The organism is Pseudomonas sp. Irchel 3H7, from assembly GCF_900187605.1.
GTDB lineage: Bacteria > Pseudomonadota > Gammaproteobacteria > Pseudomonadales > Pseudomonadaceae > Aquipseudomonas.
This window is the reverse complement of sequence record NZ_FYEA01000022.1, coordinates 1-15324: the sequence shown is the minus strand read 5'-3', so window position 1 is coordinate 15324 and position 15324 is coordinate 1. Positions and strand designations below refer to the sequence as shown.

Here is a 15324-nt window from a genome sequence, read left to right as displayed (position 1 = left end):
TCGAACCGGCAGCCTACTCATAGACTATTGCGTTGTGGTGAAAGTCACAGCACCAAGGACATGAATGTACACTTGTGCACTGAAATTTTTATTCAAGCCCCTTTTGAGGCTCGTTCGGGTGCCTAAGACTGCCGCACTTTCGCTTTTCATGCCAGTCGCAGATGGTCGAAAGGCCCACACTACGACACCCAGCGCTGCAGAATCTGCTGCAGATCATTACGTTTGAACGGCTTCGCCAAATAATCGTTCATGCCCGCCGACAGACAGGTTTCGCGGTCACCCTGCAAGGCGTTGGCCGTCAGGGCGATGATCGGCACATCGCTGCGACCCGGCAGAAGACGGATCTGCCGTGTCGCTTCGTAGCCATCGATAATCGGCAAGCGGCAATCCATCAGAATCACTTCGAAGTCGCTGCCCTCGGCGCTGCGCACGGCTTGTGCGCCATCGCTGGCAACACTGACAGTAAAGCCCAGACTGCGCAGCATCGCTTCAATCACGGTCTGATTCACCGGGTTGTCTTCGACCAGCAAGACATTGCGCCCTTCGCCATGGCCCTTGCCGTTCAGTGCTCGCGGCGCGGTCAGTGCCGGCAGCGCCTGCTTATACAGGGCCAGCGGAATTTCCAGGGTGAACACCGAGCCACGACCTTCTTCGCTCTGCGCGCGCAAGGTGCCACCCATGCGTTCGGCCAGTGTACGGGCGATCGGCAAACCGAGACCGGTGCCGCCGTAACGCCGCGAAATCGAGCTGTCGGCCTGCTGGAAGGCGTTGAACATCAGCTCCAGGCTTTCTGACGAAATACCGATGCCGCTGTCGCGCACCGAGCAGGTGAACCACAACAATTCGTGATCCAGCGACTGCCACTGCGCCTCGATGCTGACGCGACCCTGCTCGGTAAACTTCAGCGCATTGCCGACGAGGTTGACCAGAATCTGCCGGATCCGCGTCGGATCGCCCTGCACCTGCAAACCGCGCATGTCGTCCGGGATGCGCAGATTCAAAGCCAGGCCGCGTTGCACTGCGCTGTGCTGGAACGACTGCGCGCAGGCGCCGATCAGTTCAGCGAGGTTGAACGGGATGTGCTCCAGTTCCAGCTCGGAACGTTCGATGCGCGAGAAGTCGAGAATATCGTTGATGACTTTCAGCAGGTGTTCGGTGGACTCCGAGGCGAGGGCGGCGTACTCGACCTGCTCCTCGGTCATCTCGGTGGTTTCCAGCAATTGCAGCATGCCCAGCACACCGTTCATGGGGGTGCGCAGTTCATGGCTCATCATCGCCAGGAAATCGGACTTGGCGTTGTTGGCCTTTTCCGCTTCCTCGCGGGTCTGGATCAGTTGCGCCATGGCTTGATGTTGCTCACGGCTGGCTTGTTCCAGCGCCTGGGCGAGGTTGTTGATGTGCTGCGACAGCGCGCCGAGTTCGGTGTCATCGACGATCGGCAGCGGCGTTTTGTAGTCGCCGTCCTGAATGGCCTTCACCGCGTCACCGATATCGCGGATCGGCTGCGACAAGCTGCCGGCCAGGCGCCGCGCCAACACAAACGTGAAGAGCAGGGCGAACAGCGCGAGGATTGCGGCCTTGAACAGGATTTCCTGCTGGCGCTGACTGAAGGCATCGTTGGACAGACCGACGATCACCCGGCCCAGATAATCTTCGCTGGCCCCGCTATTGCTGACCTTGCCGTCCTGGAAGAAATCATTGTGCAGGGCGATGCGTTGCAGGCGCACCGGTGCCTGGAATACTTCGACCTGATGCGGTCGACCGTGCGCCGCCGCGGGTTGTTCGACGTAGACCAGAATCCGGTTGGCGCTGTCCTGCACTTCAAGAAAACGCACATTGGGCGTGGCCAGTGTGGCCTTGAGCAGGCTCTCCAGCACTTCGTTGTTGCCGGAAATCACCCCGTATTCGGTGGCGGGCGCCAGTTGGTTGGCGATCAGTTGGCCGGTGTGGTTCAACTCCTGACGCAAATCCTGAATGCGCACGAAGGTGAAAAAACTGATCAACAGCAGGGTCAGCAACAACGCCGGGCCCAGGCTGATCAGCTGGGTGCGGGTATTGATGTCCCAACGGCGACGGAAACTCATGGGCGGTGTTCTCCTTCAGCCAGCGCGCTGGCGACAGACGCTTCATTCAACGGTTCGATACCCAGTGAACGAGCGACCTGCGCATTACTTGAGACTTTGAAACGTGCGGGGTAGAGGGTTCGCGGCCAAGTGGCCGGCGGTTGGTCGAGCAATTGATCGAGCATCGCCAGCCAGTCGTTCTGATCGCTGTACGTACTGGCCAGGCTGCCGGCGCGAACGAACGCGACGTTGGGGCCGACCAGTGCGACTTGCCGTGAGTAACTGCTGAGCAGCAGGTTTTTCGCGGTTTTCGGGTTGTACAGATCGGGGTCGTCGAGCCCGAGCAGCACGTCGCTGTTTTTCAGCACGGTTTGCAGCGGGCGGCTGTCGTGGGTGTTGTCCCAGCGCTGGCTGACGACTTGCAGGTTCAGCGGCGCGGCGGCGAGATTCAGTTCCTTGAGGAGGAATTCACTGTGCTGATCGAACAGCACGCCGATCCGCCGGGCCTGGGGCAAAATGCGCCGGATCAACTGCAACTGTCGGCTCAGCGGCGGATCACTCCAGAGCAAACTCAGATGCGCCGGTTGCGCGTTGCCCAGGCGCTGGCGAGCTTGCAGGCGACTGATGCGCAGCACCAGTGTCGCCGGGCCTTGTGGTTCTTGCAGACGCCAGTCGAGACTCGGCAGGTCGAGCAGAATCAGGCGCAGGCTGGCGGGCAGTTTGCCCGGTGCCGGCAGACTGGCCAGTGGCTGGAAACGCACGTTGTCGGTCGGGCGCAATTCGCTGAGTGCCTGCACGAACGCTTGCACGCCAGGACTTTCCTCGGCGCCGGTCAACAGAATATCGGCCGCCTGCACCGCCACGCCATGCAGCCATGCGGTCAGAAACAGACACACCCCGGCCAGCCAGTGGCCAAAGGTTGGCAGCTTCCGTGACGGCCCGTAGTGCATCCTAGAACTCCAGCTCGGCGCTGAAATACATCACCCGGCGTTCGTCGTAATTGTTGTCGACGAAAGTGGTCGGCTCATGATCGAGGCGCTGTTGCAGCACGCCGGCCAGTTGCAGTTGGGCTTTGCCCAGCGCAATGCGTTTGGCGATGCGCGTGTCGACGCGTTCGAAACGGTAGCCGTTGAGCGCGTTGTCGCCGTAATAGAAGAGGGCGCTGTTCCAGCCGTGGCCCCAATCGCGCAGCCAGCCGGCCGAACCGCTGTTGCGCGAGGTGAATTGCTGATCCAGTGGGTTACTCGCCTCGGCATCGACAAAGGCGTAGGTGAAGCGCAGGCGATCGGCGAGGCTCACGCGCCAGTCGAGCTGGGTTTCCGTACCGCGAAACCGTGAGCTGTTGGCGTTGCTCGCGATGTATTGGTTGTTGCGCAGCGGCTCACTGATCATTCCGGTGATCTCGTCGTAGAACAGCTTCACATCCAGGGCCAGGCCCAACTCGGCGAAATAGCCGTTGTAACCCAGTTCGCGCGAGCGCATGTGTTCCTGATCGAGATCGCCCGGGCCACGCGTTTTGACAAAGTAGCGCGCCGACGACTGGCCGTAGGCCGAGGGCCGCAGGTTGCTGACCTGATAGCTCCAGTTGACGTTGTTCTCGAACATGTCCGGCGAGCGGATAGCCTCCGAGTACACCGCACGCAGGCCGTGGCGCGGGTTGATCAGGTAATTGACGGCAAATCGCGGGGTCAGCGAACTGCCAGTCAGTTGCGTGTTTTCAAACATCGCGCCGCCCTGCAACAGCCAGTGTTCCGTGGCGCGCCATTCCAGTTGGCCGAACGCGCGCCAGGTGGTGTCGTCCAGCGTGCCATTGAAGTAAGTCTCGGAGTCGGCGCGGTCGTAACGGTAGTTCATGCCGCTGACCAGTCGCAGGCTGTCGGACAGGCTGAGGGTGTCCTGCAGTTCGAGGTCGTAACGCGATTCGCGGGCGCTCTGGTCGATGTCGCCGCACAGGGTCCGGCTGGCACCGTTGCGCCATTGATCAAGCACCTGATTGGCCAGGGCCATTTCCTGCGGGGTGCCGGGCGCTGCGCCGGGGCCGGTGAAACGGGTGATGTTGCGCGCCAGACGTTCGGTGTAATTCGGGTTGAGTTGCCACAACTGCGTCAGTTCGGGGCTGAACGATACCTCGGCATCGCAGGCGCGCCAGGTTTGCTGACGATCCCAGTGTTGCGCCGAGCCTTGTATATAAAGGCTGTGTTCGGGATTGATGTCGAGGTTCCAGCGCACCGAGCCGGCGTAATCCTTGGCCACCACGTCGGAATTGTTCCCAGCGTCGGTAATCCCTGAGAACACCGGGCGGTAGGTGTACGGCCGCTGGTTGGTCCCGTCCTTGGCGTTGACCTGCCAGTCGAGGCTCTGGTTGTCGCTGAGCGTGTGGCTGACCGCGAGACTGAAGCGATTCAAGCGGCGACTGTCGCGGTAATCGGCGCCGCTGCGATCGCTGTCGAAGCCATCATCTTCCTGGCCAGACAACGACAGGCGCAAATCACCGCCATTCCAGCCAGTGCCCTGGCTGGCATAGAAATCATTGATGCCGCGCTGGCCTCGGGTGTACTTCATCCGCGTGCCGTGGCTGTCCGCCGGGTGGCGGGTGATGATGTTGACCACTGCCATCAACGCGTTGGCGCCATAACTGACGGTGTTGGGGCCGCGAAAGACTTCGATGCGCTCGATGTCTTCCATGGCCACCGGAATATCGCTCCAGTCCACCGTGGACAAGCCTGCGCGATAGACCGAGCGGCCGTCGATCAGCACTTGCATGCGCCGTGCTTCGCTGGCGTTGGTGCCGTGGTAATTGACCGCCGCTTGATTGCCGCTGATGTTGCCGACCATCATCCCCGGCACCAGCCGCAGCAGTTCACTGATATCGCGCGCGCCGCTGGCGTTGATCAATTCGCTGTCGATGACGGTCATGCTCCCCGGCACTTCTGCCGGCGTCTGTTTCAGGCGCGTGGCCGTCAGCACCTGCGGCAGTGCTTCGTTGTCCAGGAACAGGTCGTCCGCCAGCACTACCGGGCTGAACAACAGCGCCAGTAAAACGGACGAACGCGGGGACGCAGAGCCAAAAGACACGACACAACCTTGATAGCGAAGAATTGGCGCGCATGTTAACCGAGGACAGCGACTTTTCCAGTCACGTTGCAGGCATTTTCCTAGGTTTTGTTGGTCTTCTTCCTACAAGTGTCGGTAATTGATGCAGGGGCTGGCCGCGCGTGGGCTGCCCCGTATAATGCCGGCATCGCCACTGGTATGGATTAACGGATTGCATATGACTGAACAGCGCCCGATTGCGGTCCTGGGAGGCGGAAGTTTTGGTACCGCCGTGGCCAACCTTTTGGCCGAGAACGGCCATCAAGTCCGGCAGTGGATGCGTGACCCCGAGCAGGCCGAGGCCATCCGGGTCAATCGCGAAAACCCGCGTTACCTCAAAGGCATCAAGATTCTGCCCGGCGTGACCGCCGTCACCGACCTGCAGGCAACCCTCGACGCCTGCGATTTGTGCTTTGTCGCGCTGCCGTCCAGCGCACTGCGCACGGTGCTCGCCGCCCACGCCGAGCGGTTGAGCGGCAAGATGCTGGTCAGCCTGACCAAAGGCATCGAAGCGCAGACTTTCAAACTGATGAGCCAGATTCTCGAAGAGATCGCCCCGCAGGCGCGCATCGGCGTGTTGTCCGGGCCGAACCTGGCGCGCGAGATTGCCGAGCACGCGCTGACCGCCACCGTCGTCGCCAGCGAAGACGAAGAACTCTGTAAAGCCGTGCAAGCCGCGCTGCACGGTCGCACCTTCCGCGTGTATGCCAGCGCCGACCGTTTCGGCGTCGAGTTGGGCGGGGCGTTGAAAAACGTTTACGCGATCATCGCCGGCATGGCGGTGGCGCTGGAGATGGGCGAGAACACCAAGAGCATGCTGATCACCCGCGCGCTGGCCGAGATGACCCGCTTTGCCGTGAATCAGGGCGCCAACCCGATGACCTTTCTCGGTCTGGCCGGTGTTGGTGATCTGATCGTGACCTGCTCATCGCCAAAAAGTCGCAACTATCAAGTCGGTTTCGCGCTGGGTCAGGGCTTGAGCCTCGACGAAGCCGTGTCGCGCCTCGGTGAAGTTGCTGAAGGCGTCAACACGCTGAAAGTGCTCAAGGCCAAATCCCAGGAAGTCGGCGTGTACATGCCGCTGGTCGCCGGGCTGCACGCGATCCTGTTCGAAGGACGCACGCTGGAGCAGGTGATCGGTCTACTGATGCGAGCCGAACCGAAAACCGACGTCGATTTTATTTCCACCAGCGGTTTCAACTGATTGAGCCGGGAGTAGCAAGCCATGAACGATCCGAAAACCGAAGCCAAGTACGAATCCATCCTCCTGCGCGTGTTGTGGATGATCGTCTACGTGCTGGTCTGGCAAGTGGCGCAGTTCATCCTCGGCGCGGTGGTGCTGGTGCAACTGATCTATCGTTTGATCTATGGCGCGCCGAGCGCCAGCCTGATGAATTTCGGCGACAGCCTGAGCCAGTTTCTGGCGCAGATCGGGCGTTTCGGCAGTTTCCACAGCGACCAGAAACCCTGGCCGTTCGCCGACTGGCCAACGCCGCGTACCCCGGAAGGTGAAGCGCCACACGCCGTTGCCCCGGCGCCACATCCGGTCCGAGATGAGGAACCCAAGCTATGAAACTCTGGGTATTGCGTCACGGCGAAGCCGTGCCTTACGGCTCGTGCCCCGACTCCGAGCGTGAACTGACCGAGCACGGTCGCAAAGAGGCCTTGAGCAGCGCCGCCCGTTTGATCGGCCAGCCGCTGACCGCGATTTACGCCAGCCCTTATTTACGCGCGCAACAGACTGCGCAGATTGTTCGTGAAACGCTGGGTTTCGAGCCGGAAATTCGCACGGTCGAGTGGCTGACGCCGGAGGTTGATCCGGACAAGGTCACCGATCAACTGGTGTCGGTGAGCAACGTGCTGCTGGTCAGCCACAACCCGTTGGTGGGCAACTTGCTGAGCTATTTGCAGCATGGCGCCGGGTATCCGCCGGAGAAGGTCAGCACCGCCGGCCTGGCCGAGCTGGAAAGCCCAGAGTTGCTCATCGGCTCGATGACCCTCAACAGCCTCAAGCACCCGTAACGCTGATCCCTTGTGGGAGCGCGCCTGCTCGCGAAAGCGGCGTGTCATTCACCCTTTATGTGTCTGACAGACTGCATTCGCGAGCAGGCCCGCTCCCACATTGGTTTCTGCGTACACCATGAAATTATTTGTTTGAATTTTCCAACCAAGCACTTGCTTGGTTGACTACGCTTGCTCCAGACCCAAAAAACAGGAGCGAGTCGCATGTCTGCCGCCTTCCGTTTGCCGCTGGACGTGTTCTACGAGCGTGAAGCCCGCCATCCGCGCCAGCGCTTCCTCGTGCAGCCCATCGGCGGCGGCCAGGTCGAGACGCTGAGTTGGGCCGACGTCGGCCATCAGGCCCGCTGCGCCGCACATTGGTTGCGCGCCCGCGAGTTGCCACAAGGCAGCCACATCGCCCTGATCTCGAAAAACTGTGCACACTGGATCATCGCCGACCTGGCGATCTGGATGGCCGGGCACGTCTCCGTCCCGTTGTACCCCAACCTGACCGCCGACTCCGTCGCGCAAGTACTCAATCACTCGGAAAGTGTCCTCGCCTTCATCGGCAAACTCGACGATTGGCCGGGCATGGCCAAAGGCGTGCCGGCCGATCTGCCGACCATCAGCCTGCCGCTGCATCCGCCCGGGGAGTTCGATTTCAGTTGGGCAGACTTGCAGCGCAGCTCACCGATTCAGGACGATCCGCGCCCGGCTGCCGAGCAACTGGCGACGATCATCTATACCTCCGGCACCACTGGCCTGCCCAAAGGGGTGATGCACAGTTTCGCCAATCTCGGCTTCGCCACGACGCGTGGCACGCAACTGTTTGGTCTCAACGAGAACGACCGGCTGCTGTCGTACCTGCCGCTGTGCCACGTTGCCGAGCGGATGTTCGTTGAGCTGGCCTCGATCTATACCGGGCAAACGGTGTTCTTTGCCGAAAGCCTTGAGACCTTTATTACCGATCTGCAGCGAGCTCGGCCAACCGCGATGTTCGGCGTGCCGCGCATCTGGACCAAATTCCAGATGGGCGTGTACAGCAAGATCCCGGCGAAGCGTCTGGATTTTCTCCTCGGCCTGCCGTTCATTGGCAAACGTGTCGGGCACAAAGTGCTGGCGGGACTGGGGCTGGATGCCTTGCGTGTGGCGCTGTCCGGCGCCGCGCCAGTGCCGCAGACGTTGCTCGCCTGGTATCGCAAACTTGGCCTTGATGTGCTGGAGGTCTATGGCATGACCGAGGGCTGCGGTTACTCGCACATCTGCCTGCCGGGGCAATACAAACAGGGCTGGATCGGCAAACCGTGCCCGGAAGTCGAGGTGCGCATTGATGAGTCGGGCGAGGTGCAGGTGCGCAGTCAGGCGAACATGCTCGGCTACTTCAAGGAACCGCAGAAGACCGCCGAGACCCTGACCGAGGATGGCTTTCTGCGCACCGGCGACAAGGGCGAGCAGGATGCCGAAGGGCGCCTGCGCCTGACTGGCCGCCTCAAGGAAATTTTCAAGACCAGCAAAGGCAAATACGTCGCCCCGGCGCCGATCGAAAACCGCTTGGCCGTGCATTCACGGATTGAACAGGTGTGCGTGGTGGGAGACGGCTTGAGCGCGCCGTTGGGTTTGTGTGTGCTGTCGAGCGTCAATCAGGAGGAGGGCCGGGCGAGCCTGCATTCGAGTCTGGAAAAACTCTTGGAAGAGGTCAACGCCGTGCTCGACAAGCATGAACGCCTGCGCCGATTGGTAGTGGTCAAGGACAGTTGGGCGGTGGAAAACGGCTTCCTCACGCCGACGCTGAAGATCAAGCGCAACGTCATCGAAGACACCTATGGCGCGCGTTTCGAAGAATGGAGCGAGCGCAGCGAGGCGGTGCTGTGGCAGGATTGAGCGACCACTAAAACAACAAAGGAAGTCTGCGATGAGCTTGTGGCGTACCACCCCCAACATCGAGCAGTTGAACGCGATCCAGAAAAACACCATCGGCGAAGTGCTGGACATCCGCTTCGAAGCGTTCGACGAGGAATCGCTGACCGCGAGCATGGTCATCGACCATCGCACCCATCAGCCTTACGGCTTACTGCACGGTGGCGCATCGGTGGTGCTGGCGGAAACCGTCGGTTCGATGGCCAGCTATCTGTGCATCGACGCCAGCAAGTTTTATTGCGTCGGCCTCGAGATCAACGCCAACCATTTGCGCGGCTTGCGCAGTGGCCGGGTGACGGCGGTGGCCAAACCGATTCACATTGGTCGCACCACCCATGTATGGGATATCCGTTTGACCAGCGATGAAGGCAAGGCCAGTTGTGTGTCGCGGCTGACCATGGCGGTGGTGCCGTTGGGTGAGCAGCCGCCGGCACGTTGAGTGAGTTTCTTCAGTGATCAGCCCCTCACCCCAGCCCTCTCCCAGAGGGAGAGGGGGTCGACCTCGTTGTTTTCACGTGCTTCATCGACCTGAGATACCGAGTCGAATACAGATTCGGAAAAGCATGGAGATCGGCTCCCTTTCCCCCTCGCCCCCCTGGGGGAGAGGGCTGGGGTGAGGGGGTAGCGATCCGACTGACTCACCATAGCCCTGACCGGACTGTCATCATTCCTGGCAGTTACGGTCATTGCTGTAAGGCGCGGTCTTACGGACAATCAACGCCACGTTTCCCGCTCATGGATTTACCCAGCATGTCGCAACCGATCTTTTTCGCCCACGCCAACGGATTTCCCTCGGGCACCTATGGCAAGTTGTTCGCGGCGCTGGCGCCTGAGTACCGGGTTGCGCATCTGGAGCAGCATGCCCATGACCCGCGTTTCCCGGCGGACGACAACTGGTACAACCTTGTCGATGAGTTGATCCACCATTTGCAGCAACAGGATCAACCAGTGTGGGGCGTTGGCCACTCCTTTGGCGGGGTGTTGCACCTGCACGCGGCGCTACGTTGCCCTGAGCTGTATCGCGGTGTGGTGATGCTTGATTCACCCGTGTTGACTCGCACTGATCAGTGGGTGATCCGTGCCGCCAAGCGTTTTGGCTTCATCGACAGACTGACCCCGGCGGGCCGCACCCTGGGCCGGCGGGAAGAGTTCGCCGACCTCGACAGTGCGCGCAGCTATTTTGCTGGCAAGACACTGTTCCGTGGTTTCGATCCGGAATGCTTCGATGCCTACCTGCAACACGGTTTGCATCAGGTCGGCGACAAACTGCGCCTGCGTTTCGACCCGGCCACCGAGATCAGCATCTATCGCGGCGTGCCGCACACCAGTCCTGGCCGCACCCGGCAATTGCAGGTGCCGCTGGCGGTGGTGCGCGGGCACAAGAGTCGTGTGGTCATGCGTCATCACACCCGTTTCGTTTCGCGTCTGGCCCAAGGCGAGGCGTTGAGCATGCCCGGCGGGCACATGTTCCCGCTTGAGCGCCCGCAGGACACCGCACGGTTGTTGAAGAACCTGTTTACCCGTTGGGAAAAACGCCAGGACAAGGATTGCGCATGAGCCCGCCCTTCGAAGAAGTCCGCCTGAGCCTGCCGCATATCGAACTGGCCGCGCATTTGTTCGGGCCCGAGGACGGTGTGCCGGTGATCGCGCTGCATGGCTGGCTCGACAACGCCAACAGCTTTGCCCGTCTGGCGCCGAAGCTCAAAGGCTTGCGCATCATCGCGCTGGACATGGCCGGGCACGGGCATTCCGGGCATCGACCCAACGGCGCCGGCTATGCCCTGTGGGATTACGCCCATGACGTGCTGCAGGTCGCCGAGCAACTTGGTTGGAAGCGATTCGGCCTGCTCGGGCATTCGATGGGCGCCATTGTCTCGATGGTGTTGGCGGGTTCGTTACCGGAACGCATCAGTCATCTGGCACTGATTGACGGCGTGATTCCTCCTACAGACAAAGGCGAAAACGCCGCCGAACGCATGGGCATGGCCCTGCAAGCGCAACTGGATCTGCGCGACAAACGCAAACCGGTCTACAACACCCTCGACCGTGCCATCGAAGCGCGGATGAAGGGGCTGGTCGCGGTCAGTCGAGAAGCCGCCGAGTTGTTGGCTCAGCGCGGATTGATGCCGGTTCCGGGCGGCTACACCTGGCGCACCGACAATCGACTGACCCTGCCATCACCGCTGCGCCTGACCGAGGAACAGGCAATGGCTTTCGCGCTGCGGGTCAGTTGCCCGGCGCATTTGGTGGTCGCGGCTGACGGCATGCTGGCTAAACATCCCGAGTTGCTGGAGCGTCTACCCTTCAGTCGGGAACAGTTGGCGGGCGGGCACCATTTGCACCTGAACGATGAGGCCGGGGCCGACCTTGTCGCAGACTGTTTCAATCGGTTCTTCGCCATTCCTTGACTTGCTGCGGGCAACTGTCGAGGCTGGGCGGGTTGAAATGGGAGACAACCACGATGGATTTCTACACCGCTGCGACCTCGAATCATCCAGCATTACCGATCCGATGAGCCTGACTATACGGTCACTCAGTCTGTTGGCACTGTGCTGTTTCAGTACCGTTTCGTTCGCCGCCGATGTGCCGGGCAGCCAGGATCTGCAGATCGTGCCGCGTCTGGCCGATGCGCAGATCGTCGACTATCGCCCTCCGGTTGAACTGGAGCGCATCTACCCGCTGGGCTCGATCCGCAAGATCAGCGGGCAACTGCGCTTCGACGGCCAGGTCACTGCTCGTGGCCAGATCACGTCGGTGACTTACGAGTTGCCCCCCGAACACTCCGCCACCGAAGCCTTCACCGCCGCCCGCGAGGCCCTGCAAAAGCAGGACGCAGAATTGCTGTTCTGGTGTCAGGCGCGTGATTGCGGCGAAAGCAGCCTCTGGGCCAACGAGGTGTTCGGTAACTCCAAGTTGTACGGCGCTGACGAACAACAGGCGTATCTGTTGTTGAGGCTGGCCGCACCGCGCGACAACACGCTGGTGGCGCTTTACAGCATCACCCGTGGCAATCGCAAAGCCTATCTGCATGTCGAACAGTTCGAGGCGGTTGCACCGCTGGGTGAGTTGCTGCCGACCTCGGCGACGCTGTTGCGTCAGTTGAAAAGCACCGGTGAGCTGGATTTTCCTGATCGCGTGAATGACCCGGATGACACCTGGCTACGCCTGATTTCCCGTGGCCTTAATCTCGACACGACGTTGCGTGTAACGGTGTCAGGGCCAAAGGCCGAAGCCTGGCGCCAGGCGCTGATCAATCAGGGGGTGCGGGCGGCACGCATGGAAACCGGCAGTGTCGAAGGCTCTGGCCTGCGCATCGATCTGTTGCGTTAAGCTGTTTTTGGCGAGCACGAGCTGTGTGTTCGCCTACTCTTTGCCTGACTGACTTTTTCGAGACCTTACATGCTCAATAATGATCGCCTGCTGGTGCAGATCCTGCTGCTGGTGTTGTTTGGTGCCAGCCTCTGGGTGATGGCGCCATTCTGGTCGGCGCTGTTCTGGGGCGCGGTGCTGGCGTTTGCCAGTTGGCCGTTGATGCGCCTGCTGACCCGTTGGCTCAATGGCCGTGAATCCTTGGCTGCGGCGATTCTGACGTTGGGCTGGATGTTGCTCGTGGCCGCGCCGCTGGTGTGGCTGGGGTTCAACCTGGCGGATCATGTGCGCGATGCCACGGCGTTTATCAAGGATGTGCAGGTCGACGGTCTGCCGGAAGCGCCGGTGTGGCTGGGGACTCTGCCGTTTGTGGGCGAGCGTCTGGTCGGGCTGTGGAACAGCATCGATCAGCAGGGCGCCGCTCTGATGGTGTCGATCAAACCTTATCTGGGGCAGGTCGGTAACTGGCTGCTGGCGCGCAGTGCGCAGATCGGCGGCGGGATTCTCGAGCTGACCCTGAGCATTGTCTTTGTGTTCTTTTTCTATCGTGACGGGCCGCGACTGGCGGCGTTTGTACACAGTCTGCTGCAGCGGCTGATCGGTGATCGGGCGGGGTATTACATCGACTTGGTGGCCGGCACGGTGCAGCGGGTGGTCAACGGGGTGATCGGCACGGCGGCGGCGCAGGCGGTTCTGGCGTTGATCGGCTTTTTGATTGCCGGGGTGCCGGGGGCGCTGGTGCTGGGGATTGTCACCTTCCTGCTGAGTCTGATTCCGATGGGGCCGCCGTTGGTGTGGGTGCCGGCGACGGCCTGGCTGGCGTGGAAAGGTGAGTATGGGATGGCGGTGTTTCTCGGGATCTGGGGGACGTTCATCATCAGTGGCGTGGACAACGTGCTCAAGCCGTATCTGATCAGTCGCGGGGGGAATTTGCCGTTGGTGATTGTGTTGCTTGGGGTGTTTGGCGGGTTGATTGCGTTTGGGTTTATCGGGTTGTTTATCGGGCCTACGTTGTTGGCGGTGGCTTATAGTTTGTTGACGGATTGGAGCAAGAGTCAGGGGCGGGTTGAGGAGCGGCGCTAGCGGTTTTGGGTTTTGGGTGAATATCCGTTGCTGCGGTAACGGCGGCTTAGGGTTCCGCCCTTACGGCGGGTCACCTTTTCCAAACGCCGAAAAGGTAACCCAAAAGGCTTGCTCCTACGTGCGGCCCGCTCGCTGGGGCTCGGGGTTCCTTCGCTGCGGGATCGATCCGGGCGCAGCGTCTCCGGTTTGCTTCGCTGCACCTACTCCCGCTGTGTTTGGCTGCGCCAAACGGTCGCTGCGCTCCCACGCCCGGATCAATCCCTCCACTCAGCCTTCCGACGTCGCCCGTGGATCAAGATCAAGATCAAAAGCAGGCGAGCGGACACTCGGCCTATTGAGTGGTGAAGAGCGTGGGGTGTTCGGCTTTTGATGTGTTTCAGAATCTGAGTTCAACTCGGTATTTCACGTCGGTGTAACTCGTCCAAACACCTCAGATCAGTCCCCTCTCCCTCTGGGAGAGGGCTAGGGTGAGGGGATTTTGATCTGTTTCAGAATCTGAGTACGACTCGGTGTTTCACGTCGGCGTAGCTCTCCCAAACACCTCGATCAGTCCCCTCTCCCACGGGAGAGGGCTAGGGTGAGGGGCTTTTGATTGTCCGTGGCAAATAATGGCGTCGACTCAAGTCGCCACATTCAAATACTTGCCCACCGAGGCCGTTTTTTCCAGCGAGTACTGTTTGCTCAGATTGGCAATCATGCGGTTCAGCGCTTCAGTGGTGCTCTGGGTCGAAGCGGTCTGTTCTTCCTCCGGTCGTTCTCTCCCAGCCTGTAACGCCGCTTTCAGTTCATCACTGCTCACGCCGCCGCTGCTGTCGCTATCGAGCACCTTGAGCAGCGCGGCGCTGGTGTCGGTGCTGGTCGTTGCGGTGCTGTTGTTGCTGGTTTGCAATGCGCTGTTCAGTTCTGTCGCGGTCACGCTGCCGTCGCCATCGGCGTCGAGTTGGCTGAACAGTTCGTCGCTGTTGATTTGTGGTGGCGGAGGCGGCGGAGGGGTCAGGCTGGCGGTGAGTTCGTCCTGGCTGACGGTGCCGTCCTTGTTCTTGTCCAGGGCGGAGAAGATTTCGTTGCTGTCGGCGCTGCTGCCGGCGCTGGTCAGGCCGCTGCTCAGTTCGTCGCTGCTGATGGCGCCGTCGCCATCGGTGTCGAGGGCGCTGATCAGGGCGTCGGCGAGATCGGTGTCCGGAGCTTGATCGTGTGGCGGTGGCGGAGGCGGCGCCATGGCGGTCATTTCTTCGGCGCTGAGGCTGCCGCTGGCGTCGCTGTCCAGATCACCGAACTGTTTGCTCAGGTTGACCAGCAGGCCGTCGTTGGACTTCTGCGACAGGGCGCTTTTCAGTTCGTTCTGATCCACTGCGCCGTCGCTGTTGCTGTCGAGTTTGGCGAACAGTTCTTTTTGCAGTTGCTGGCTGCGCGCGTTTTGCGTGGAGGTGCTGCTGGTGCTGGTATAGCTTGTGTAGTTGCTGACGCTACCGATCATTGGACTCACTCCCTGGAATGGCAAACCGGTGGGTGTACCGGCTTATGCAGCCTCAGGGCACAAGTTGTCGGGGGTATGTGGGGTTTGTACCGGTGGGTACACACGGCAGAATGAACACCGCCGAACTCTGTGGGAGCGAGCTTGCTCGGGAAGAGGCCGGTACATTCAAAAGAGATGTTGGATCAGTTGACGCCTTCGCGAGCAGGCTCGCTTGTATGGTAGGACTTGAAGGGAGGAGGAGGGACAAGGCTCGATTCTGACTGTTGACGCAGCACAGACCGTGGGAGATTTCGCCCCTCCTCCTTTCACCCAAGCGCCGAT

Annotated in this window: 13 protein-coding genes; 9 read left to right on the top strand and 4 right to left on the bottom strand. The window is 60.9% G+C overall.

Going from position 1 to position 15324, the window contains the following annotated elements:
* Positions 1–179: 179 nt before the first annotated feature.
* The 3 genes from CKW38_RS28320 to CKW38_RS28310 are packed head-to-tail and all read right to left on the bottom strand — an operon-like array spanning position 180 to position 5138.
* Positions 180–2084 (bottom strand): ATP-binding protein, encoded by a 1905-nt coding sequence (locus tag CKW38_RS28320; RefSeq protein ID WP_007917472.1) that lies wholly within the window; start codon positions 2082–2084, stop codon positions 180–182.
* Positions 2081–3013, bottom strand: coding sequence for an ABC transporter substrate-binding protein (locus CKW38_RS28315; RefSeq protein WP_007917470.1), 933 nt, complete (start codon positions 3011–3013; stop codon positions 2081–2083). Before CKW38_RS28315 ends, CKW38_RS28320 begins: the two co-directional genes overlap by 4 nt.
* 1 nt (position 3014) lies before the next feature.
* Complete coding sequence (locus tag CKW38_RS28310) at positions 3015–5138, bottom strand: TonB-dependent siderophore receptor (protein ID WP_095114425.1); 2124 nt, start codon at positions 5136–5138, stop codon at positions 3015–3017.
* A gap of 196 nt (positions 5139–5334) precedes the next feature.
* Between CKW38_RS28310 and CKW38_RS28305 the strand changes: the two genes are divergently transcribed.
* The 9 genes from CKW38_RS28305 (at position 5335) to CKW38_RS28265 (ending at position 13526) form a co-directional block, all read left to right on the top strand.
* Positions 5335–6360: an NAD(P)H-dependent glycerol-3-phosphate dehydrogenase gene (locus CKW38_RS28305; protein WP_095114424.1), complete on the top strand. Its 1026-nt coding sequence runs from the start codon at positions 5335–5337 to the stop codon at positions 6358–6360.
* Positions 6361–6381: 21 nt separating this feature from the next.
* Complete coding sequence (locus CKW38_RS28300; protein WP_008087808.1) at positions 6382–6729, top strand: DUF4389 domain-containing protein; 348 nt, start codon at positions 6382–6384, stop codon at positions 6727–6729.
* Positions 6726–7178, top strand: a complete 453-nt coding sequence (gene sixA, locus CKW38_RS28295) for a phosphohistidine phosphatase SixA (RefSeq protein WP_095114423.1) — start codon at positions 6726–6728, stop codon at positions 7176–7178. Before CKW38_RS28300 ends, sixA begins: the two co-directional genes overlap by 4 nt.
* Before the next feature lie 204 nt (positions 7179–7382).
* Positions 7383–9038, top strand: a complete 1656-nt coding sequence (locus tag CKW38_RS28290; protein WP_095114422.1) for an AMP-binding protein — start codon at positions 7383–7385, stop codon at positions 9036–9038.
* 31 nt (positions 9039–9069) lie between these two features.
* Complete coding sequence (locus CKW38_RS28285) at positions 9070–9513, top strand: hotdog fold thioesterase (protein ID WP_042560476.1); 444 nt, start codon at positions 9070–9072, stop codon at positions 9511–9513.
* A 311-nt stretch (positions 9514–9824) separates the two neighbouring features.
* A complete protein-coding gene (locus CKW38_RS28280) occupies positions 9825–10631 on the top strand; it encodes an alpha/beta fold hydrolase (protein ID WP_007917459.1) in 807 nt (268 codons plus the stop codon).
* A complete protein-coding gene (locus tag CKW38_RS28275; protein ID WP_007917457.1) occupies positions 10628–11482 on the top strand; it encodes an alpha/beta hydrolase in 855 nt (284 codons plus the stop codon). Before CKW38_RS28280 ends, CKW38_RS28275 begins: the two co-directional genes overlap by 4 nt.
* 115 nt (positions 11483–11597) lie before the next feature.
* Positions 11598–12404, top strand: a complete 807-nt coding sequence (locus tag CKW38_RS28270) for a DUF4892 domain-containing protein (RefSeq protein ID WP_095114439.1) — start codon at positions 11598–11600, stop codon at positions 12402–12404.
* A 69-nt stretch (positions 12405–12473) separates the two neighbouring features.
* Positions 12474–13526 (top strand): AI-2E family transporter, encoded by a 1053-nt coding sequence (locus tag CKW38_RS28265; protein ID WP_095114421.1) that lies wholly within the window; start codon positions 12474–12476, stop codon positions 13524–13526.
* 619 nt (positions 13527–14145) lie between these two features.
* Here CKW38_RS28265 and xopAW read toward each other — a convergent pair.
* A complete protein-coding gene (gene xopAW / locus CKW38_RS28260) occupies positions 14146–15003 on the bottom strand; it encodes a XopAW family type III secretion system calcium-binding effector (RefSeq protein ID WP_095114420.1) in 858 nt (285 codons plus the stop codon).
* Positions 15004–15324 lie beyond the last annotated feature (321 nt).